16 protein-coding genes are annotated in these 22,624 nt (G+C 72.9%); 1 reads left to right on the plus strand and 15 read right to left on the minus strand.

Features of this window, described 5'->3' with window-relative positions; all coding sequences use genetic code 11:
- Positions 1-65: 65 nt before the first annotated feature.
- The 3 genes from dxr to FS641_RS15080 are packed head-to-tail and all read right to left on the minus strand — an operon-like array spanning position 66 to position 2,683.
- Positions 66-1,163, minus strand: a complete 1,098-nt coding sequence (dxr, locus tag FS641_RS15070; protein WP_144765277.1) for a 1-deoxy-D-xylulose-5-phosphate reductoisomerase — start codon at positions 1,161-1,163, stop codon at positions 66-68.
- Between the two features lie 5 nt (positions 1,164-1,168).
- A complete protein-coding gene (locus FS641_RS15075) occupies positions 1,169-2,131 on the minus strand; it encodes an FKBP-type peptidyl-prolyl cis-trans isomerase (RefSeq protein WP_186317790.1) in 963 nt (320 codons plus the stop codon).
- 6 nt (positions 2,132-2,137) lie between these two features.
- The gene (locus tag FS641_RS15080; RefSeq protein ID WP_144765281.1) at positions 2,138-2,683 is read right to left on the minus strand and encodes an OsmC family protein; all 546 of its coding nucleotides are present in this window, start codon (positions 2,681-2,683) and stop codon (positions 2,138-2,140) included.
- 52 nt (positions 2,684-2,735) lie between these two features.
- Between FS641_RS15080 and FS641_RS15085 the strand changes: the two genes are divergently transcribed.
- Positions 2,736-3,728 carry an asparaginase gene (locus tag FS641_RS15085; RefSeq protein ID WP_144765283.1) on the plus strand — a complete coding sequence of 331 codons (993 nt, stop codon included), beginning with the start codon at positions 2,736-2,738 and terminating at the stop codon, positions 3,726-3,728.
- A gap of 53 nt (positions 3,729-3,781) precedes the next feature.
- Here FS641_RS15085 and FS641_RS15090 read toward each other — a convergent pair whose 3' ends face one another.
- The 12 genes from FS641_RS15090 to FS641_RS15145 form a co-directional block, all read right to left on the minus strand.
- Positions 3,782-4,891, minus strand: a complete 1,110-nt coding sequence (locus FS641_RS15090) for a hypothetical protein (RefSeq protein ID WP_144765285.1) — start codon at positions 4,889-4,891, stop codon at positions 3,782-3,784.
- A 92-nt stretch (positions 4,892-4,983) separates the two neighbouring features.
- A complete protein-coding gene (locus tag FS641_RS15095; protein ID WP_144765287.1) occupies positions 4,984-6,900 on the minus strand; it encodes a hypothetical protein in 1,917 nt (638 codons plus the stop codon).
- Positions 6,901-6,923: 23 nt separating this feature from the next.
- Positions 6,924-9,419, minus strand: coding sequence for a transglutaminase domain-containing protein (locus tag FS641_RS15100; RefSeq protein ID WP_144765289.1), 2,496 nt, complete (start codon positions 9,417-9,419; stop codon positions 6,924-6,926).
- A complete protein-coding gene (locus tag FS641_RS15105) occupies positions 9,416-10,825 on the minus strand; it encodes a DUF58 domain-containing protein (RefSeq protein ID WP_144765291.1) in 1,410 nt (469 codons plus the stop codon). The genes FS641_RS15100 and FS641_RS15105 overlap by 4 nt, the downstream gene beginning before the upstream one ends.
- Entirely contained in the window at positions 10,822-11,793 is a 972-nt protein-coding gene (locus FS641_RS15110; protein ID WP_144765293.1) for a MoxR family ATPase, read from the minus strand. Before FS641_RS15110 ends, FS641_RS15105 begins: the two co-directional genes overlap by 4 nt.
- Positions 11,794-11,845: 52 nt before the next feature.
- A complete protein-coding gene (locus tag FS641_RS15115) occupies positions 11,846-17,716 on the minus strand; it encodes an Ig-like domain-containing protein (protein WP_144765295.1) in 5,871 nt (1,956 codons plus the stop codon).
- Positions 17,713-19,125, minus strand: coding sequence for a serine/threonine-protein kinase (locus FS641_RS15120; protein WP_144765297.1), 1,413 nt, complete (start codon positions 19,123-19,125; stop codon positions 17,713-17,715). The genes FS641_RS15115 and FS641_RS15120 overlap by 4 nt, the downstream gene beginning before the upstream one ends.
- Before the next feature lie 128 nt (positions 19,126-19,253).
- Complete coding sequence (locus FS641_RS15125; protein ID WP_260855860.1) at positions 19,254-20,075, minus strand: PP2C family serine/threonine-protein phosphatase; 822 nt, start codon at positions 20,073-20,075, stop codon at positions 19,254-19,256.
- A gap of 3 nt (positions 20,076-20,078) precedes the next feature.
- The gene (locus FS641_RS15130) at positions 20,079-20,876 is read right to left on the minus strand and encodes an FHA domain-containing protein (protein ID WP_144765299.1); all 798 of its coding nucleotides are present in this window, start codon (positions 20,874-20,876) and stop codon (positions 20,079-20,081) included.
- Positions 20,877-20,940: 64 nt separating this feature from the next.
- Positions 20,941-21,495 carry a hypothetical protein gene (locus FS641_RS15135; RefSeq protein WP_144765301.1) on the minus strand — a complete coding sequence of 185 codons (555 nt, stop codon included), beginning with the start codon at positions 21,493-21,495 and terminating at the stop codon, positions 20,941-20,943.
- 97 nt (positions 21,496-21,592) lie between these two features.
- Entirely contained in the window at positions 21,593-22,363 is a 771-nt protein-coding gene (locus FS641_RS15140; RefSeq protein ID WP_313957806.1) for a peroxide stress protein YaaA, read from the minus strand.
- Complete coding sequence (locus tag FS641_RS15145) at positions 22,360-22,623, minus strand: F0F1 ATP synthase subunit epsilon (RefSeq protein WP_110902146.1); 264 nt, start codon at positions 22,621-22,623, stop codon at positions 22,360-22,362. The genes FS641_RS15140 and FS641_RS15145 overlap by 4 nt, the downstream gene beginning before the upstream one ends.
- Position 22,624 lies beyond the last annotated feature (1 nt).

Here is a 22,624-nt window from a genome sequence, read left to right on the forward strand (position 1 = left end):
ACGGGACGGATCCGAAGAACCAGCCGAGCGTGCCCTGCCAGCCGACCTGGGCCTCCTGTCCGGACTCAGCGCGACAGGGCGCGGTCCGCGGCGTCGCGTGCCCACCGCTCCGCGGCGAGGACGCCGTCCAGGGACGGCTCCCCCGGTTCGTGGGCGTCGACGACGCGCTCGACCGTGTCCACGATGTCGAGGAACCCGATCGCGCCGGCGTGGAAGGCGGCGACGGCCTGCTCGTTCGCCGCGTTGAAGACCGCCGGGTACGTCCCTCCGAGCGTGCCGACACGCTTGGCCAGGGCGACGGCACCGAAGGCGTCCTCGTCGAGCGGCTCGAACGTCCAGGTGCTGGCCGTCGTCCAGTCGAGCGGGACGCCGACGCCGGGGACACGGTCCGGCCACGCCAACCCGAGCGCGATCGGCAGCCGCATGTCCGGCGGCGAGGCCTGTGCGATGGTCGAGCCGTCGGTGAACTCGACCATCGAGTGCACGATCGACTGCGCGTGCACCGTGACGTCGATGCGGTCGTAGGGGACGCCGAAGAGCAGGTGCGCCTCGATGACCTCGAGTCCCTTGTTGACCAGGGTGGCCGAGTTCGTCGTGACGACGAGGCCCATGTCCCACGTGGGGTGGGCCAGCGCCTCGCGCGGCGTCACGTCCCGCAGGCTCGCACGGGACCGACCGCGGAACGGGCCGCCGCTGGCGGTGAGGACGAGGCGGCGGACCTCGGAGTCCGCTCCTGCCCGGAGTGCCTGTGCGATGGCGGAGTGCTCGCTGTCGACGGGGACGATCTGCCCGGGTGCCGCGGCGGCCTGCACGAGGGGGCCGCCGACGATCAGGCTCTCCTTGTTCGCGAGGGCCAGCGTCGCCGACGTCTCGAGCGCCGCGAGGGTGGGCCCGAGGCCGACGGAGCCGGTGATCCCGTTGAGGACGACGTCGGCCTCGACCGCGCGCACGAGCCGTTCCGCGTCGGCCGCCCCGAGCGCGGTGTCCCGCACGTCGAACGCGGCGGCCTGGGCGGCGACGACGTCGGCGTTCGTCCCCGCGGTGAGGCCGACGACCTCGAACCGGTCGGGGTTCCGCGCGACGACGTCGAGCGCCTGGGTGCCGATCGAACCGGTGCTGCCGAGGACGATGATGCGGCGACGTCCGCCCGCCGACGCCGACACGTCGGTCAGCCCTTCGCGAGGACGTCGACGACGAACACCAGGGTCGCGTTCGCGGGGATGTTCGAGCCCTCCGGCGGGGTCGCGCCGTAGCCGTCTCCCGGGGTGACGACGATCATCACCTGCGAGCCGACCTTCTGGCCGACGAGTCCGGTCACGAACCCCTTGATGAGCGACCCCTCGGCGATGGTGAAGGTCGTCGGCTGGCCCTTCGACCACGAGGAGTCGAACTCCTTGCCGCCGTCGTAGAGGACACCCTTGTACTGCACGAGCGCGGTGTCGCCCTCGGCGATGGTGTCACCGTCGCCCTGCTTGATGACCTCGGCGGTGGTCGTCGTCGGTGCCGGCTTGTCCGGGATCGTGATCTCCGGCTCGCCGTTCGCCTTGTCCTTGACCGTCGGCAGGTCCGGGTTCTGCGACTGCGGCGTGCCCTCGGACTTCACCGGAGTCTGCGCGAGGAGGTCGGCGACGACGACGATGTCGCCACCGGTGTTGAAGCCGAGGGCCGAGGAGGCCCCGACGGCGGCGACCCGGTCGCCCACGTGCGAGCAGGCGAGGAGCGCGCCGAAGCCGCTGCCGCCGACCGACAGCACCTGCGCGTTGCCCTGGTCGAAGCCGACCGTGCCGAGCTTCTTCGCCGACGAGGCCTTGTACACGCTGTAGGCGACCTGCGCGTAGTCGCCCTTCTTCAGCGCCGCACCGGAGCCCTTCGTGACGACGGTCGCCTGGGGCGGCGATGCCTTCAGCCCCTTGTCGAACTGCACCGTCGGCGCGGTCTTCCCGCCGAAGTCGCCCGAGACGTCGATCGCCGCCGAGGCCTTGCCGGGCTTCGGGCAGCTGGTGATCGCCGATGCGGTGGACGACGCTGACGCGGACGCCGACGGATCACCCGCGCCGGAACCGGCGCAGGCGGCGAGTCCGAGGACGACGGCGGGGACGAGGGCGATCGGGAGCAGGCGGAGACGCTTCACGGGCACCTATCCTGCCGCACTCGCCGATGAGTCTGCTCCGAGTCCGGTGGCGGGGGCGCTCCGCTCGCCGGTGACCGTCGTCGGCTCGCCGATGACGGTCGTCGGCTCGTGGTGCACCGGGAAGGCGACGGAGCGGGCGATGAAGCAGAGGGCGTTCGCCGTGGTGTGGGCTGCCTCGGCGTCGTCGACGCGGTCGGCCTCGGCGATCGTCACGACCGGGTGCAGCGTGACCTCGGTCACCTCCCCCGAGCCGTCGCGGTTGAGGTTCAGTGAGGCGGTCGCGCGGTCCTCGTAGGCCAGCACCGTGAACCCCTGCGTCACCGCCACGTGCAGGTAGCTCAGCATGTGACACTGCGCGAGGGCCGCCGTGAGCATCTCCTCCGGGTTCCAGCGGTCGTGGTCGCCGCGGAACGTCGGGTCGGCGGAACCGTGGACATCGTGCTTCCCAGCAGCGGTGACGACGTGGTCACGGCCGTACGCGCGGTACCCGCTCGTGCCGGTCCCGCGGTCGCCCGTCCAGCGGACCCGGACCTCGTAGGTGTGGTCGTGCATGCCGTGCCTCCTGTCGGACGTGCGGTGCCGGACCGCTCGGTACGATCTCGGTATGACGGCAACCACCGGAGTCCGCACCGATCGCCATCCTCTCACCGCGGCGGGGTCCGTCGAACTGGCGGTGCTCGACCGGTCCGGTTTCGACGAGAGCCGGCACCTCGGCGCCGGGGTCGTGGTCGACGCGTCCGGAGCGGTCGTCGATGCGGTCGGCGACGTCGATGCGAGCATCTACCCGCGCTCCACCATGAAGCCGTTCCAGGCACTGGCGGTGCGCCGCGCCGGTGCGGTGTTCTCCGACGCCGAGCTCGTGATGACGACCGCGAGCCACGCCGGCACGCCGTCGCACCAGGCACTCGCAGAGCACATGCTCGCGGCGTTCGACCACGTCGAGGCCGATCTCGGCTGCCCGCCGGACATGCCCTACGACCGGGCGACCGCGCGCACGATGACCGCACCACGACGGCTCGCGATGAACTGCTCCGGCAAGCACGCCGGGATGCTCGCGGCCTGCCGGGTCAACGGGTGGGACGCCGCGACGTACCTGGACATCGACCACCCGATGCAGCGTGCCGTCCGGTCGACCGTCGAGGAGGCCACTGGTGAGGTCGTCGACGTGGTCGGCATCGACGGGTGCGGTGCACCGGTGTTCCCGTTGACGTTCACCGGCATGGCCAGGGGCATCGCCGGCGTGGTGCAGCGGGACGACGCGGACACCGCCGCGCTCACCGATGCGATCCTGGCGAACCCGTGGGCGATCGACGGTGTCGGGCGCGCGAACACCGTGACGATCGAGCGGCTCGGCCTGGTCGCGAAGCTCGGTGCCGAGGGCGTCATGGTGATGGCGGTCCCCGGCGGCGCGGCGGTCGTCGTGAAGGTGCTGGACGGGGCGCTGCGCGCCGGGACCCTCGCGGCGCTGACGCTCCTCGAACGCAACGGCATCGTGTCCGCGGACGGGGTGGCCGACGTGCTCGAGGCCACGGGTGAGCGGGTGCTCGGCGGGGGCGTGCCCGTCGGGTCGATCCGCGTCGGTGCCGGACTGCGCTGACCGACTCCGCCGCGGTGCCACCGCGTCCGGCGTGCCCGGCGCGCTCGGCTCGGTCACGGTCGCGCCGATCCTGACCGACCGGTCGTCGGTCGCCGTGTCGACCGTGCTCCGGTTCCGCCGGGTCCGGCGCGGCGGGCGGACCCGCCGGATGACGCAGACATGCCCACCCGCGTGGCGTGGCCGAGCGTGGCCCGGTCGAGCGGGGCGTGGCCGAGCGTGGCCTGATCGAGCTGGGGCGGGTCGAGATCGGGCGGGTCGAGAGCGGGCAGCGCCGGGACGAGTTCGACGCTCTCCCACCAGCCCGGGTCTCGGTCGTTGCCCCGGTCCGGGTCTCGGTGGAAACGACAGCCGTACCGCGTGACCGTGATCGTCGGACACCGGGCACGGGGGCTCCAGCGTAGGTCGGGCACGAGGACGACGGACCCCACGCGATCGCCCCGGCCGTCCACGAGCACCGCGACCGCGACGCCGCCGGCCTCGATCCGGGCCGGACCCGCACGCGGCGCAGGTCGTCGTGGCGGATCCCCGTCGGGATCGACAGTGCGATCGCCGCCGGGATCGGCTCCGTCGTCGTTCCCGTTCGTTCCGGCGGCCCGGAGTCCGCGCGGCAGCTCGACGTCGTCCGCGGCGGCGAGGCGGAGCTCGTGCGGTGCGCCCCCGCCGGTGTCCACGCGCCCGTCACCGCTCGTCCCGAGAGCGGCGGCGACCCCGGCGAAGACCCCGGTCGCCAGCGCACCCCGACCCACCACGAGGACGCCGTCGCCCCGGTCGACGGTCACCGACAGCCCGTCGAGTGTCTGACCGACCCGCAACGCCCCTGCATCCGCCCCGGGTCCGCCCTGACCGTCGCGCGGCCCCGGTACGTCGACCCCGTCGCGCGGCCCCGGTACGTCGACCCCGTCGCGCGGCCCCGGTACGTCGGGCCCGGCGCCGGTGCGGTCGAGGCTGTCGGAACCCTGCGGTTCCCGGACCTCGAGCCCGAGGCGTCGGACGTCGTCCGTGCCACCGCCGCCGTCGGGACGGACGAGCATGCCGACCGCGCCCAGCGCGACAGCGGCGCAGATCCCGACCAGCCGCCACAGGGGCGCGCTCGAGGTGGCCGCGGCGCCGAACACGAGCACCGCGACCGCGACGATGCCCCACCGGACGGTCCACGCTGTCATGGTCCCCACTCCAGCATCGCCGGCACGCAGCACGCCCGCGGGCGCCGGGACCTGTGGACGGTCCCGGCGCCCGCGGCGTCTGTGCAGGAGCGCTACTGCACGAGGAAGAACTGCTCGCCGATGTCGACCCGCGCACCGCGTTCGACGCGGTACCGCCGACCGGGCTCACACCGTCGGACGGACCCGTCGATGTGTCGGATGACCGAGCCGTTCCCGGAGAAGCGGTCCGAGACCCAGAGGTCCTGCCCCTCGCGCCCGAACTCCAGGTGCGTCTTCGACACCGACTTGCCCGGGTCGGTGATCGTCAGCAGCTCGTCGAAGCGCTCCCCCGGCTCGGGGCGCGGGAAGCGGCCGAGGAGCCCCGTCCCGTGCACCCCCACACGCTCGCCCGTGCTGAAGTGCAACACGAACGAGACCGACGTCGGCGTCTTCGTCACGATGCGGGTCTCGTCGACGTCCTCGTCCAGCTGAGCGGCCTCGTCGGCGTCCGCGCTCGACGGGACGACCTCGGCGGGAGCGGGGGGCCGGACCTCGTCCGCAACGGGGATCGGCGGCAACGGTGCCGCGGTCGGGACCGCGACGTCGAGGTCGTCCTCCGGCAGCGGAGCCGAGGAGGGCGCGTCCGTCCCGGACGGGACGACGGCGACGTGCATCGTGTCGAGGTCGTCGCTCTCGTCCGGCGCAGGACCCCCGAGGGCGTCCTGGCTCAGTGGCCCGTCGACGACGGGTGCGTCCGCTCCGCCGGAGGGAGCATGCGCGTAGTCGTCGTCGTCCTCCGACGTGGCGGGGAGCTCGTCGTCCGGCGCCGGGGACGCGTCGGTCGCTGCCCAGTCCGGACGGGCGATGGGCAGCGGCATGACCGGCCCGGTGAAGGCAGCGGTCACGGCGGGGCGGACCGCGCCGCATTCGCCGCAGAAGATGTCGTCCGGCTCGAGCTGGTGCCCGCAGACGTGACAGGTCGTGGGCTGGACCCCGGGTTGGACGAGCGGGGTCGGACGGACCGAACGGCGGTCGACCAGGGGCTCCACCACCGCGGTGTCACCGGGTCTGGCGACGTCGTCGAGCTGCGGTCGAGGCGGGGTCGACCGCGCCTCGGAGGCGGCGTCGTCGATCGCCGTGTGCTCGGGAGCCGGCCCGCTCCCGTGCGTCGGCGCGCCCTCGGCAGCCGTCGACGACGAGGCAGCTGTCGACGACGAGGCATCCGTCGACGACAAGGCATCCGTCGACGACGAGGCGGCCGTCGACGGGGAGGCAGCCGACGAGGTCGACGGCGCGTCGGCGGTCGACGACGTCCCAGGCGACGAGGCCTCGGTCGACGACGACGTCTCGGCCGGCTCGACGACCGGAGCAGCGGCAGCGGACTGGTCGTCGACGGCACGACCCACCCACCAGGACGGCGCGCTCGGGGCCGGCGCCGGCTCCTGCTGCGGCGCCCAGAACGGCGTCCCGGACGTGGCCGGACCGGCGGTCGCCGACGACGGACCCCACCGTGGTGACGGCGCGTCGGGGACGGCGGGCTCGTCCGGGGTCTGCGACCGCGGAGCGAGCCGGGTCACCTCGGGGTCGTCCTCCGTCGACGTCGTCCCGTCCGGGAACGCATCCGGGTCGAGCGTCGGCTCGGGCGGCACCGCACGGGGCGGCTCCCCCGGCCGGACCGCACCGCGTTCGTCACCCGTCCAGGCTCCGAGGCCGCTGCCGGCCCCGTGCACGTGGGTGGGCGCGGTGCGCGGGGCGTACGCGTCGGGTGTCTGCACCGGCACCGGAGCGGTCGGTTCCGGTGCACGTCGGCGGTCGGCTCCGGTGAGCCACGCCCTCGTCGCGGGGTCGAGCGTCGATTCGGGCAGCCAGGCCTCTGCGGCCGGGTCCGGGCGTCGTCCGTGCGGGTCGGGCTGGTGGAGCGGCGGCGGCGTCGCCCGGTCGACGGGCTCCGGCGCGGCGGTCCGGCGGCCGGAGGCCACGTTCACCGCGCGTCCGCACTCACCGCAGAAGATCGCTCCGTCCGGGAGCACCGATCCGCAGTGTTCGCATCTGATCACAGGTTGCCTCTGTCCTCGTCCGGCCCGCCGTGTCGCTCGTCGGGCCTCCGGACATCGTAGTCACCGGCGGCTCCGCGTCCTCGGCGGCCCACGCCGCCGTGACGACCGGCGGTGCCGGCGAAGCGCACCGCTGCTGCCGTCGACCCGGGTCTGGAGGTCCGCCGCACGCCGGCTCGGAGCGAGCGTGTCGACACGGCGGTGCGGATCCGTTGTCGGCGGGTGCGACCGGTGCGGAGCGTCCCGAGCGCTGTCTCGGTCGCCTCCCACATGCGGTCCGCCGTCCGGTCGTCGGCCTCGCTCGGCCCGAAGACGGCACGGTCGGCGAGGGCGGCGATGCCGGTGGCCCCGTCACCCGGGGCGTGCGCGGCGACCTCGCGACGGGTCGACGCCGCTGACACGTCGTGCCCACGGTCGAGCAGGGCGTCGCGGTACTCGTCCCAGGCACCGACGATGCGGCCCCTCGCCGTCGAGGCACGGCGACGCCGACGCCGTCGGACCCGCTTGGCCACGACGATCACCGCGAACGGGAGCAGCACGAGTGCGATGCAGGCGAGGGTGCCGATGATCCACGGCAGTGCGGCGAGCAGGATCTGCAGCCACAGCGGCGGCTGGTCGGGGGTGTCGCGGTCGCTCTGCGGCGGTGTCTGCTGGTCCTGGTCCTGCTGGGCGACCGGGGGCGGCGGCACCACGGTCTCCGGGCGCGTGACCGGCTTGGGGGTCTGCTCCTGCTCCTCCGGGATCTGCCGCACGACCGGGTTGGGGTTCAGCGTGACCCACCCCCACTGGGCGGTGTCCACCTCGATGCGCGCCGTCACGTCCGAACCACGGAACGTCGTCGTGCCCGAAGCCGATGCAGTCGACGCCGTCGCCCCGGAGTCCCCGCCGGGGGCGAACCCGAGGACGACCCGCGTCGGGAAGCCGATCTGGTCGGCCATCAGGGCCGCCGCCACCGCGTACTGTTCCTGGTCGCCGAGCATGAGCGGCGCCGTGAGCAGTTCCTGGATGCGGTCGGCCCCGTGCCCGGAGCGACTGACCCGGTCGTCGCCGACGCCGTGGCTGACGTAGCCCTCCTGACGCAGGGCCCGCAGGATCGCGGTGAGCTTGGCACCGTCGGTCTGCTGATCCGACGTCGTCGCCTGGACGGTGTCGCGGACGGCGTCGGGGACGTCGCGCGGCGCGGGGACGCGAGCGTTCCCGGGCCGGGCCGATGCGAGCTGCTCCTCCGTCGGCTCTGCCGGCACCACGGCGGTCAGGTCGTACGTCGTCCCGTTCCGGACCCCGCCGAGGACGGCGCCGGTCCCGGTGGCGGCGTTGTAGAAGAACGCACCGCGCTCGCGCTCCGCGGCGGCACCGCGGAAGTCGACGCGTTCGAGGTCGCCGACGGTCGGCAGCCAGACCCCGGAGTAGCCCTCGACCGTCACACCGACCTGCACGGTCGAGCCGCGGACGCCCCGGACGTCGACGGAGGTCGGGACGCGCTGGAAGGTCCCGGACGAGGACGCCCCGTCCGTCCCGCCGACACGGTAGGCGACACCGTCGTACGTGTCGAGCGTCGCGATGCGGACGAACCCGTCCGCCGGGAGCCCGGTGACCCGGAGCTGCGGCGCGTCGGCCGCGTCCGACTCCTCGTACGCCCGGAAACCACTGAGCGGACTGACGTAGTCGCGCGGGTCGAACGGCTTGACGACGTCGGTCCTCGCCACGGTGCGCGCCGTCGACGGTGGCGCGACGAGACCGAGCCCGGTCGCCACGACCGCAGCCGCCAAGATGGTCCCGGTCCCGACCAGCGCCGGACGGACCACCGACCGCCCCACCGTCACACGGGCGCCGATCGTGTCCGCGACCGCGACCGCGCGCCGCGCGTGTCGCACGGTCACCGCCCACACGAGGGCGATGCCGGTGAGCAGCACGGCGGTCCAGACGGCCGTGTCGAGCCGGGTGGGGCCGAACACGACACCGGCGGCGAACAGGACCAGTGCCGGGATGCTCGCCAGTTCCTGCCGGGAGGCTCGGGTCGCCGTGCTCACGGCCGTCACCGTGGCGACGAGGAGCGTCACGAAGAACGGCACGAGCAGTGCCTCGTACGTCCCGACCGGCAGGCTGATCGTCACGAGCCGCTTCCAGCCGAGGGCGACACCGGAGAAGAGGTCGAGCAGGCCCTGGCCGGTCGGGAGGACGCCGTTCGCCTCCCCCGGGACCGCTGCCGGCACACCCGTGAGGGCGAACCCGACGATCGTCGCCACCGCGACGACCGCGGCCGGCAGGCGGAGGGCGGCGCCGAGGAGCGCGACGATGCTGCCGACGACCACGGCGGTGACGGCGGCGACGACCATGCCGTCGTCGCGGTACACCGGCCACCACGCCGTGCAGGCGACCGCGAGGAGCAACCACACCACGAGGGACCCACCCACGAGCCGGACCGCGGGGGTCCGGCGTGCGCGGCGTCGTGTGTCGCGTCGGGCGGGCGCCGAGGGTGCGACCGGGGCGCTCATGCCGCGGCCGATCGGTGCAGGGCGTGCCGGAGGTCGTCGAGGTAGCCGATCGTCATCACGGTCAGGCCGGCGACCCGCACGAAGCGCGGGACGGACTCGGGCTCGCAGATCACGGCGACGACCTCGACGCCGATCGGGAACCGCGTGGCGGCGAGACGGAGTGCGGGCAACTCGACGGCCGAGCCGACCACCAGGAAGGCCACGGAGATGCCGGCCGTGTCGGTCCCCACGATGCGCGCGACCTCGGCGACCGGCAGGCACGCGTCGGCGAGGCCGACCGTGGCGAAGTCGTCGAGCAGCCGGGTGGGCGTGACCGTCGGCAGCCGGTGCACCGCGTACACGGGGCGCTTCGCGAACTCCGGGGTGCGCTCCGAGACGACGACGGTCACCTCGCGGCCGTCACGGATCGCGCGGCTCCCGAGCGAGGCCGCGGCGCTCACGGCGAGCTCGAACTCGTCCTCGTCGGCGAACTCGGCGCGGGAGAGTCCGAGCGCGACCACCAGGTGCGACCGCCGGGTGTCCTCGAACTGTCGCACCATGAGCGCGCCGGTCTTCGCCGTGGACTTCCAGTGGACGTTCCTGGGGTCGTCACCGGGCATGTACTCGCGGATCGCGTGGAAGGAGATGTCGGCCGGCGACAGGTCCGTCGTCGCCTGCCCCTCGAGGTCCCGCACCAGCCCGGTGCTCGTCGAGGGGATCGCCACGGTCCGCGGGTGCACGATGACCTGCTCGCGCGTCGTCCAGACGATCTCGCGACGCACCAGGCCGACGGGGTCCGCCCGGACGCCGGTCACCGGGCCGACGTCGAGGACGCCTCGACGGAGGGTCGGCACCGGGACCTCACGGGTGAACGTCCCGCGAGGACCGATCGACGGGATCGCGATGTCGACGAGTCCGGCTCCGACCGGCACCTCCACCGTCGTCGGCACCGAGGGCAGCCGCGCCGGGTTCTCCGCCGTGACCGTGACCCCGGCGGCGTCGCCGACCGCGACCCGTCGGGCCGGAGGAGTCATCCGGATGCGCAGCCGCGAGCCGCCGATCAGTGCGAACGCCGCGACGACGACGAGCAGGGCACCGGCGAAACCGACGACGACGACCTCGCGGAGACCGAAGCCGTAGCCCACGACGAAGGCGACCAGCGTGACGGCGGCGACCGTCCAGCCCAGGCCGGTGACGACGGAGGCGACCTCGGCCCAGCCGCGTGCCACGAGCCTCCCGGCCGTCCGCCACAGCCGCACGATGCCGACCACCGCGTCGGCGGCGACGCCCTCGCGGTCACCGACCAGCTGGGTGCGGACGTTGGTCAGGCCGGCGACCGTCCCGGTGCGCTCGTACGCCGCGCCGCGACGCGACCGCGTCGACGAGGGGCGACGCGAGCGCGTGGCGACGGGCCGGCGGTCGGTCACGACGCGACCCGGTCCGCGGGCGGCGGCGTCTCGACGAGGAGCTGGGAGACGACGCTCGAGGCGCTGACCCCGTCGAACTCGGCCTCGGCGTCGAGCACCAGGCGGTGCGCGAGCACCGGCTCCGCGAGGGCCTTCACGTCGTCCGGGGTGACGTAGTGGCGGCCGCTCAGCGCCGCGAACACGCGAGCCGACCGCATCAGACCCATCGCACCGCGGACACTCACGCCGAGGCGCACCTCGCTCGCCGAACGGGTCGCGTCCACGAGCCGTGCGACGTAGTCCGCGATCGTGGCATCGACGTGCACGGTGCGGGCGAGCGCGGCCATCTCGGTGATCGTCGCGGCCGGGACGACGCTCGCGAGCGGGACCGACGACGCCGGCGCCGACGACGTCTCGAGGATCTTCACCGTCGCGGCGTGGTCCGGGTACCCGATCGAGGTCTTCATGAGGAAGCGGTCGAGCTGCGCCTCGGGCAGACGGTACGTGCCGGCCTGCTCGATCGGGTTCTGCGTCGCGATCACCATGAACGGTGCGGCGAGGCGGTGGTTGACCCCGTCGACGGTGATGGCCGACTCCTCCATCGCCTCGAGGAGGGCGGACTGGGTCTTCGGGCTCGCGCGGTTGATCTCGTCCGCGAGCACGATGTTCGCGAACACGGGACCGCGGTGGAACTCGAACTCCTGCGCACGCTGGTCGTAGACGCTGATGCCGGTGATGTCACCGGGGAGTAGGTCGGGGGTGAACTGGATGCGGTTGGTCGACCCCTGCACGCTCTGCGCGAGCGCCCGCGCCATGCTGGTCTTGCCCGTGCCGGGGACGTCCTCCAACAGGAGGTGCCCCTCGCTGAGCATCGCGGTGACTGCCAGTCGGATGACGAACGTCTTCCCGAGGAGCACCTGCTCGACGTTGGTCACGATGCGGCCGGCGACGTCGGCGAACCAGGTGGCCTGCTCGGGGGTCATGCTCATGTGACGGGGTTCCTCGCTGGGTGTCGATGGGGATCGGTCGGTTGTCGGTCGGTCAGTTGCCCGTGGACGGCGGGGTCGAGACGGGCGCGCCGGGGGCGACCTGCTGCTCCTGCGGGTTCGAGTCGACCTTCCGGTCGACCGTCGCGACGACCGTGATCGTCTTCGCGTTGGCCGGGATGGTCGACCCCGCTGCGTACTTCGCCCCGTCCGACCCGCGGTCCGAGCAGCCGAGCAGTCCTTCGGTCACGGCGCCCGTGCAGATCTTGATGTCGTAGTCGACGTCGTGGTTGCCCGCGTTCTGCGGCGCGTCGACTGCGATGGTCCCGCCGGCCTTCGGCGCAACGGCAGCGGCGCGGGTGTTCAGCGGCGTCGCCGACCCGACGGACTCGGGGTCGGTGCAGTACTGCCCGCCGTTGTTGTCCAGCCGACAGGCGGAGACCGTGACGGCGAGCTGCCTGCCGTAGTCGGAGCCGCTCGGGTAGAGCGTCACCGGGTCACCCGCGGTCGTCGTGCTGTCGCCGTTCGCGAGCGACACCCGGTAGAGCGTCGCACGCCCGGAGTCGACGCCGAAGCCGGACACGACGACCGGGTACCGACCGCTGTCGTCGGAGCTGTTCGGCAGTCCGACGGTCGCTCGCGGACCGGACGGGGTCTCGTACGTCTGGACCGGACCGGCCACACTCGAGGCGCAGAACCCGAGGGAGTTCACCGCGACCACGGCGTAGTAGTAGTTCTGGTCGCCACCGGGGGTGTCGGTGAAGCTCGTCGTCCCGGGGCCGCCGACCTGCGTCGCGTCGCTCCGCTGCACGGCCGAGCAGGAGAAGGACGGACTGGTCAGTCGGAAGAGCCAGTACTCGCGGATGTCGGTGCCGCCGCCGTCGGAGGGACTGAACCCGATCGTCACCCGGGTCCGGCCGCCGTCGGACTGGCCGGTCGCGCTGAGGCCGGACGGCGGAGCGGGGTTGCCGACCGCGGTCGCCGAGGTGCTCCCGCTGTTCCACTGCACCGGACTGCCGTCGCGGTCCGCTCCGTTGTGCGCGGACACCGTGAACGTGTACTTCCCGCCGCTGGTCAGACCGTCGAAGGACGTCGTCGTCGCGGTCCCGACGCTCCGGGTGCTGGTGGAGCCAGGACCGTCGATCGTGACGACGTACTCGTCGACCGGAGTGCCCTGTCCCGGTCGTGGGACGGCGTTCCAGGAGAGGACGAGACGGTTCGGCGTCGTCGAGTCCGGCACCGCCTGCAGGCCGCCGGGGGCAGCCGGCACGAAGTCCGCGCTCATCGGCGCCGACTGCGGCGAGGGCTGCGACGTCCCGACGGCGTTCGAGGCCGCGACGGAGAAGCGGTACGACGCGCTCGGGTCGAGACCGGTCAACGTGCACACGGTCGACGCGCCGCAGTCCTTCGCCACGCCGTTGGTACCCGTCACGCGGTACCCGGTGATCGCCGAGTTGTTCGCCTGTGGAGCCGACCACGACAGGGTCACCTGGCCGCCCTCGTACGAACCGGTGCGTGTCGGGGCGCCCGGTGCGTCCGGGACGTCCTGCACCGAGATCGTGACGTTCCCCCAGACGTAGCGGTCCGGGTCGTTCGTGGCGTCGGCGACCTGGTACTGCAGGTTCGTGTTCACGGGGCTGGCGGCGTCGGACACGGACACCTGCAGGCGGGACCGGTCCGCACTCGGGGTGATCGTCACGCCGGACGGCAGTCCCCCGGACAGCCCGCGGATGTCGACGACGCGGAGCCGCTCGTTCGGGAACGGGTTCGTCGGCTGGTCGTTCGCCAGAACGTCGATCGTCGTCGACTCGCCACGTTTGGCGACCGCGCTGTCGGCGCCCGGCTGCACGAGCGGGCGGGTGGAGGCCACGATGCCGACGTTCACCAGTCCGGACCGCCCGGCGTTCGTCGAGTCAGCCACGCCGATGCCGATCGACGCGGTCGTGTTCTTCTGGGCGGAGTCGGCGACCGAGATCGTCAGGCTCTGGCCGGAGATCGTGGCCTTCGTGCCGGAGCCCGGCTGACTCACGATCGAGTACGCGAGCTCGGGGAGGTCCTTCGGGTACGGGTAGTCGGTGAGCCGCGAGAGGTCGAGCGTGCGCGAGTCGCCCGGCTGCATCTCGATGGACGAACCGGTGAAGGCCGGCGGTTGGTTCGACCGCGGCGTCACCTTGACCGGCAGCACGAGGGTCGCCACGCGGCCCTTGCCCCCGTTGGCGCTCGACCCGTCCGTGACCTCGAACGAGATCGAGGCGTTCCCGTAGTAGAGCTTCGCCGAGGTGAACTGCAGCGTCGAGGCGTCCACGGTGAGGGAGTCGCCGTTGGCGTGCGTCGCCTTGACGGTGCCCGGGTCGGTGATCCTGGCCGTCTGCCCGTTCGCGGTCACCACGTACTTCGACAGTGGGATGCGCACGGTGGACTCGCTCTTGACGGTGATCGCCCCGGCCGTGCGGTTGACCTGCGGCAGGGCGTCGTCGAACCCGGGGACGTTGATGAACCCGTAGGAGACGATGTCCGGGTGGTCCTTCCGCGCGACCGAGAACGGGATGACCTGCGAGTCGTCGGTCAGGCGAACCACGATCCGTCCGTCGTTCGTCGTCCGCGCGGTGTCGCCGTAGCCGTCGACGACCCCGACGGTGAGGTCGGCGGTGGACCCCTCGGCGAAGAAGACGTTCTTCAGGACGTCCACCGTGACGCTCTGCCGGTGCAGGATGTCCTGCAGGTCGAGGGTGGTGTCGTCCACCTCGGGACGGAGCGGCTGGGCGTCCTTGTCGACCGTGACCGTGAGGAACGCCGTGCTGGCACCGCCGCTGGAGTTCGACGCGGTGTACAGCACCGCGAAGTCACCGCTCTCGGCGTTCTTCGGCGGGGTGACACGGATCTCCTGCTTCCGGAGGACCTTCACCTTCACGTCCGTGGCGGTGGGCTCGACCTTCGACACGGTGAGGTCGCCGCCCTCCGGGTCCGAGTCGTTCTGGAGCACACGGACCGTCACCGTCCCCCCGGGGCGGATCGTCACGTGGTCCGCCTCGGCGACCGGGTTCGACGCCTGCTCGGCCCGCGGCGCGATCCCCACCCGGACGGTGCCGGTCGCCCGGGCACCGAGCGCGTCGACGACCGTGTAGGTGAACTCGTCGGTACCGGCCGAGTAATCGCCGGCCTCGTAGGTCAGTGAATCCGCCCCGATGTCGCTGACGGAGCCCTTGTCGGGGTTCGACGCCACGCCGACGAGCTGCACCGAGTCACCGTCCGGGTCGATGCCGCTCAGCGGGACCGTGATGCGGACCGCCTGCCCGGCGACGACCCGTGCGGTCACCGTCTGGGGCACCGGCGGATTGTTGGTGGCGGTGTCCTTCTCCCGCACCGAGATCGACACCGTGGCGTCGGCGGACTGTCCGTCGGGTCCGGAGACGCGGTAGACCGCCGTGTAGTTGCCCGGCGTCTTCGGAGCGAGGTACCGCAGGTGGTCGCCGGAGGCGAAGAGCAGGCCGCCGTCACCGGGGACGTTCTGGACGAGGTCGGGCTGCAGGGTGAGGGGCTCGCCCTCGGGCTGGGTGTCGTTGGCCAGCACGTCGATGTCCGCGACGTCCCCGACGCGGACCGTGGCCGAGTCCGCCTGTGCGACGGGGGGCTGGATGCGGTCGGGCTTCGGGATCTCCACGACCGTGATCGTGCCCGTGGCGGAGGCCAGCCCGTTCGACTCCGTGTACGTGAAGGTCACCGGTCCGTCGAGCGGGGCGGTGAGGGTCGTCCGCACGGTGTGCTGGTCGAGGACGCTCGCCTGGACACCCGAGCCCCGGTCCGGACCGTCGAGGGCGGTCACGAGCAGGACGCCGCCGGCGGGGTCGATGTCCGTGGCGGTGACGTCGGTGTCCTTCGTCGACAGCGTGGTCACGAAGACGGTCTTCGGCGTCGTGATCGGCGCGGTCGAGGCGTCCGGCGGCGCGAGGACCGTCAGGCGGACGATGCCCGTCGCGGTCTTCGTGCCGTCGGTGACGGTGTACTCCACCTGGTGGTCCCCGACCGCGTCGCCCTGGACCCGGAAGGTGCCGGCGTCGTAGCTCGGTGTGATCGTGACACCGCTCGCGGAGGACACGCTCGTCAGCGTCACGGTGCCGTTGCCACCGCGGACGTGCTCCAGCGGGGAGACGGTGAAGGCCTTCCCGGCGTAGCCCTGCACCGGGAACGCGTCGGCCCGGAGTGGCACGTTGCCCTGCGCGGCGACGTGCACGGTCACCGATCCCCGTCCGTCTGCTCGGCCGTCGCTCACGACGATCTGCACCGTGCGGTCCCCGGTCCGTGTGCTCTGGTTGCGGAAGTCGAGGAGGCCGTCGGGCGTCGTGGAGACCGCGTCGCCGTCGGACGCCGTCGCGGACTTCAGGTAGACGGGGTCGCCGTCCGGGTCGACCCAGTCCCCCAGCACGTCGGTCGAGACGTGCCCGCCCTGCACGACGTCGGCGGAGGTGTCGCGGACCTGCCGTGGTGCCTCGTTCTCGGACTCGGGTCGCACGGCGACGCGGACGGTCGCGGTGGCGGACCCGCCGTTGCCGTCGGTGATGGTGTACGGGAACGTCACCGTCCCCGTGGCGGTGTCCGCCAGGGAGATCTGCAGCCGCTGGCCCGCGTCGACGATCGCCACGGAACCGGCGGCCTGGTCGACCGAGCCGACCTCGCTGATGACGATCGGGTCGCCGTTGGGGTCGTAGTCGTTGAGCAGGACCGGGAGGCTCGTGGTGCGTCCGGGACGCGCGCCGAGGTCGTCGTCGACCGCCACCGGCGGCTTCTGGTCCTTGTCGACCTGCGGGTCGTCGTCGGAGACCTGCTCACGCTGCTGGTCGTCGTCGCGCTTGATGAGGTCGGTCCAGTTGTCGATCAACTGGCCGCTGCGGTCGATGGCCCACGACCGTCCGGTCGCCGGGTCGTTCGCCACGACGGTGTCGCCGTTGTGCACGATCTGCAGCGCGGCACCGCCGGGGACGCTGTCGAGCTGCTGCAGTGCGCGCCCACGGCAGGTGTCGACCGCCTGACCACCGCTCCAGGCCCCGAAGGTGCAGTCGCCGCTGACGTAGGGGCGCGCAGCCCGCCCGGAGACCGACAGCGCCGTGGACGACGCCGACCCGGACGGGGTGACGCGGACCAGTCCCCTCGCGCCGGCCACGACCACCGCGTCGCCGTCGTCGGACGAGCGCTGCAGCGCCGGGGCGTCGCCGACCCGGTCGCCGAGGTCGACCGTGTCGCCGTCGACGGAGAGCGCGCCGGTGCTCTGGTCGAGCACCGCGACGTGCGACCCGAAGGCCGCGACCTGGAAGTCGTCCCGGCGGTCCATCCGGACCGGCCAGCGCTTCGCCACCGTCAGGGTGGTGCCGACGTCGACGAGCGATGCGGTACCGGTGCGCGGCGAGTAGACCGCGACGTGGTCGTCGGAGGCGTCGAACACCGCGTCGGCGCCCAGGGTGAGGTCGGCCTTGGTCGAGGCGTCGAAGTCCGCGAGGTCCTTCGCCGGCGTGGACCAGACCTCGCCGGTCTCCTGGTTGCCGATCACAGCGGTCGTGCCCGCGAAGAACACCTGCGGGGCCCCGGAGGGCAGCGTGACGGCGTCGCCGACGGTGGCGTGCGCGACGTCCACCTTCGCGACGGTCCCCTTCGTCTCGTCGACGCTGTAGACCATCGATCCCCGCTGCAGCACCGAGAGGGCATCGCTGGCGGACTCGACGGCGGTGTTCAGCTGCAGCACGGCGGTGTTCGCCCGGCCGACGGCACCGTACTGGGTCGACGGCACCCACACGGTGCCGTCGCCGAGGGCGACCCGCTGGGTGTGGTACCCGCTCGAGACGACCGCGGCACCCGCGACGAGTGCGGCCACGAGGACGGAGACGCCGACGGTGACCGCCGCCGACCGGTTGCGAGCGAGGAGCCGGCGGATCACGAGCCGCCGCCGATCGTCGCGCACCGCTCGGCGCTCGCGACGCCGGTCTTGCCGTCGCGGTTGACCGCGACGGTGACGCACTCCTCTTCCCCGTCGCTGCCGGAGACGACGAACGTGGTCCCCGACTGCTGGCTCGAGGCCCCGTTCGAGGTGATGACGTACGTGTCACCGTTCCGGAGACCCGGATCGGACCAGCGGAAGGTGACGGAGTCGCGGGACGAGGACGCCTGGACGTCGGACACCGTGGGGATCGCGCCCGATCCGACGCGGGTGACGAGGACGAACGTCGTCACCGCCAGGGCGACGACGACGACCGCCGCGAGGGCGGAGACGAGGGCGAGCGTCCGGCGCGATCCCCGCCGTGCTCGGGTGACCGAGCCCGTCCGGTGCACGGTGCCGACGCTCCGGGAACCCGTCGCGGCGACGCCGCCCTGCACCGGGCGCCGGGTCCGGCGGCGACGACCGACACGGCTCGGGGGCTGGAGCTCGCGGACCACCGTGCGGTCGCCTTCGGACGTCGGCGTCGCGACGGCCCAGGCCTCGACCGCGACGTCGGCGGCGGTCTGCGGGATCCCGAGTTCGGCTTCGACCTGCTGGAAGCCACGGACCAGCTCCATGACGGTCGCGGGCCGGAGCTGCACCTTGCGGGACATCGCCCGCGCCAGGAGACGTTCGAGCGACGGCGGCACGTCGGTCCGGCCGGAGGGCTTGACGCCGCCCTTGTCGATCCGCGCCATCAGCTCGGCGGCACCGTTCTTGCCGCCGGGGACCTCGAAGGGACTCCGACCGGCGAGCAGCGAGAACACGGTGGCCGCGAGCGAGTAGACCTCGGACTGGACGGTGCCGCGGGACTCGTCGATGAGGACCTCGGGTGCGGACCACGGGATCGACATGCCGATCGGCTCGTCGGGGTCGGACTCCCCGATGCTCGCAGCGATGCCGAAGTCGGACAGCACCGGGTTGCCGTACGCGGTGAGGAGGATGTTCGAGGGCTTGACGTCCCGGTGCAGGACCCCTTCGCGGTGCGCCGTCTCGAGCGCGGATCCGATGCGGATCCCGATCGACAGGACCTCGGACACCGGGATCGGTTCACGCCGGTAGCGCTGGCTGAGCGACGACGAGCAGAGCTCCATCACGAGGTACGGCCGGCCGTCCGACGCCACGCTGGCCTGGAACACCGTGAGGATCGACGGGTGCGTGCTGAGCCGGGCCATCAGGTTCGCCTCGGACTGGAACATCTGCCGGACACGGTCGTCGACGACCTCGTCCAGGAGCACCTTCACGGCGACCTGTCGCCGTGGCATGTCCTGCTCGTAGAGGAAGACGTCGGCGAACCCGCCGGAGCCGAGGACGTGGACCGGGCTGAACCCGCCGATGACGGGAGGGGTGGACGGCAGCCGTCGCGCCATGTCGTCATCTCCTCCCGGCCGGTCACGGCCCGTTGCTCGTCGCGGGCTCTCAGTCTACGGAATCGGCCTCTGCGAAATTCCGTACACCAGTGGTCGGGTCCGGTCGCAGGGCCCCAGTTCGGGGGTGCTCAGTGGCGCGGCAGGGTGTCCTCGAGGTCGCCGTCCGACGGGGCGTCCTCCACCTGGAGGACCACGACGGTCACGTTGTCCCGACCGCCGGCGACGAGGGCGTCGCCCACCAGCCGCTCGGCGAGCTCCTGCGGGTCGGTGACCTTCGCGGCGATGCGTCCGATGACGGCGTCACCGATCTCCTTGGTCAGGCCGTCCGAGCAGATCACGTACCGGTCACCGGTCCGGAGCGGCAGCGTCCACCAGTCCGGCTCCGGCGGCTCGCCGAACCCGACGGCGCGCGTGATGACGTTGCTGTCGGGGTGGGCCTCGGCGTCCTCGGCACGCAGGACACCCGCGTCGACCATCTCCTGGACGACCGAGTGGTCCACCGTGATCCGGCGGAGGACGCCGTCCTCGATCCGGTAGGTGCGGGAGTCTCCGACGTTGAAGACCAGCGCTGCCGGCTGCCCGTGGGACGCCACGAGGGCGAGCCCGGTCACGGTCGTCCCGGCGCCGATCGCGTTGCCACCAGCGGCGCGCTCGATGTCGGCCGTCGCGAGCAACAGCGCCCGCTGGATCGACTGCCGGGTGCCGAAGGGCCCGTCGACGGAGTCGCCGAGCCGACGGACGACGGCGTCGCTGGCACGGTCACCGGCGAGGTGGCCGCCCATGCCGTCGGCGACGACGAAGAACGGCGCCTCGACGATGTAGCTGTCCTCGTTGTGGTCACGCCGCCGACCGACGTCGGTCGCGGCCCCCCACGAGAGCGTCAGGGTGGCGCCGTCCGTTCCGGGGACGTCGATGGCGTGGGCTGCGGCTGCTCGGCCGAGTTCGGTCACGTGTCAGGATCGCTCTCTGGGGGTTCGGGGCGTGCCGGTCGTGGTGCGGATCGGGAGGTCGTCCGGCGACGGCGGGTCGCCGTCGACCGTGGGAACGAGCCGGAGGTGTGGAGAGAGGACCTCCACCGTCACGCCGTCCCCGATCTCGACAACCGTACCGGTCAGCGCGACGATCGAACCACCCGAGGACATCCGGTACGGCGCCGACCCGGCGGGACGGACGACCGTGCCGTTGGTCGAACGGAGGTCCTCGACCACCGCGGCTTCGCCCTCGGCGTGGACGAGCACGTGGGTCGACGAGACCTGGCCGCGCGGGGACGCGACGGTGACGAGCTCCGGCACCTCACCGCGGACCACGCGCGGCAGCGCCGGGCGCCGCCCGATCACGACCGGCCGGTCGAGACGGATGACGCGGCTGCCGACGCGGATCGCCGGGACGCGGGTCCGCGGAGTCTCCGGGACGGGCGGCAGGCTCGGGGGCGCCGCGGGGAGGACTCCCCCAACGACGGGTGGCAGCGCGTCCGAGGCCCTGAGCACCGTGTCGTCGTCGAGGTCGGACCGACGGGGCGACGCACCCGCTGTCCCACCGCCGTGCCGCTCCGGCCGCAGCTCCCGCACGATCGTGTCGTCGTCCGGAGCAGAACGGGCCGACGCCCCTGCCACTCCTGGCATCGCAGCCCCACCGTGGTTCGGAACCCGGACGACGGTGTCGTCGAGGGCGACCTCCGCACGCTCGGACGCGACCGGACGCGACCGAGGACGGATGACCGTGTCCTCGACGTCGTCGGTGTCGTCCTGCACGTGGAGCCTCCCTGCGTCGTGCCGCGTGGTCCCCACAACCGTAGACGATCCAGTGCACCCGCCGTCACCCCCACCACGTCGGCTGGCGCCCGGCACGACAGGACCGCTGCACGAGCCCGGCCAACGCGTCGGTCGCCACGGTGTCGATGGCGTACTGCGCCCGGACCTCCGCCTGGGCGAGCGACCCGAGTGCCCATGAACACCAGGCTCCGAGCGCGACCGCTCCAGCGACCCCGACACGGTCGTCGGGCAGGGAGCCATGCTGCCGCCACCAGTGCCAGACGTCCACGCACCGGGCACCGGCGACCCGGAGGCGCTGCCGGTCGGGGGCCGCTCCGATGCCGTGCAGCGCCGTTGGTGTGGCGTCGTGGAAGGGGTCGAACGGCTCGATCTCGGCCGGCTCCGCCCCGGCAGCCGAGGCGATGAACCGGATCAGGGCCATCCGGGTGACGAGGGCCGCACACGCGGTGGCGACGGCGGCCCGACCGGCCTGCTGGGGCATCGCCGGGCCGGGCGCGACGGCGGCGGCGGCGGCGACCGGGAGGGTGACCGCCGCCGCGATCTCGCGCGGATGACGGACGTACGGGGAAGCGGTGGATCGTGCGCTGGCTGGGTTCATGCGGCCATCGAAGCGGAGGCCCGGCCTCCAGACCGGCTCGGAGTGCCGGACGGTGGACGACAGGACCACCTCGCCCACCTGTGGAGGAGTGGGCGGATCAGTCCGGCAGCGGCACCAGGCTCTCGGCGACGAGGTCCCAGCCCCCGTCGACGGCCTCGAGCACGACACCGTTCTCCGCGGCCCAGACCGCGAGGTCGTCCATCGACGTCACGGTCGGCGCGGTCCGACCGAGGAGCGACACGAGCCGACCCTTGGCGGTCTTGTTCCAGTGGTTGAGTGCCTTCCGCCGCCCGGCACCGTCAACGCTCACGACGCGGGGCGCGACCGCCCCGGCCACGGGGCCGAGCGCACGGTAGCCCTCGGACCGGAGGTCGAGCACCAGTCCGGCTGATCGGTTCGCGAGTGCCGTCGCCGACGCGGTCGGCCAGTGCGACGCGAGCCGGAGCGGACCGAGGCGCGCGTCGTGCGACAGGCGGTAGGCCGGGATGAGGTCCCCGGCACCGATCGGTCCGAACATCGCCGACTGGACGACGACGTGCCGCGACCACCAGGCACGCGTCCGGTCCCCCGCAGCCGTCGCGTCGAGCGGGTCGTAGAGCACCCCGGTGTAGCGCTCGATCGCCGGCATGGTCGGCGACGTGTCGAGCACGAGGTTGCGGAACCGCTCGGCGATCGACCTCGGCCCGAGCCTGAGTGCCGTCCTGGCGGTGGACTCCTCGGAACTGACGGAGCGGGCCGCGGCGATCACCGCGGCCCGCTCTCGGGTCAGTTCCGGGAACGTGAGCGCACCCAGGTTGAGGGTGCTGCCCGTGTCCCCACCCTCCCGCTTCGTCTCCGACGGCGGGAGGAGGACGGTCAGTCCGGTCAGGAGGCCAGCGCGGCCTGCCGCGCCACGATCGTGACCGTGTCGTGCTCGACGGAGAGGAACCCGTCCTCAGCGTCGACCGCGACGGTCGAACCGTCGGCCCGCGTGATGCGGACCTGGCCCTGGGCGAGGATCGCGAGCATCGGCTCGTGTCCTGCCAGGATGCCGATCTGGCCCTCCGTCGTGCGCGCGACGACCATGGTGGTGTCGCCCGACCAGACCTCGCGGTCGGCCGAGACGACGCTCACGGTGAGACCCGCCATG

The sequence above is a fragment of the Curtobacterium sp. 9128 genome, from assembly GCF_007673775.1.
GTDB lineage: Bacteria > Actinomycetota > Actinomycetes > Actinomycetales > Microbacteriaceae > Curtobacterium.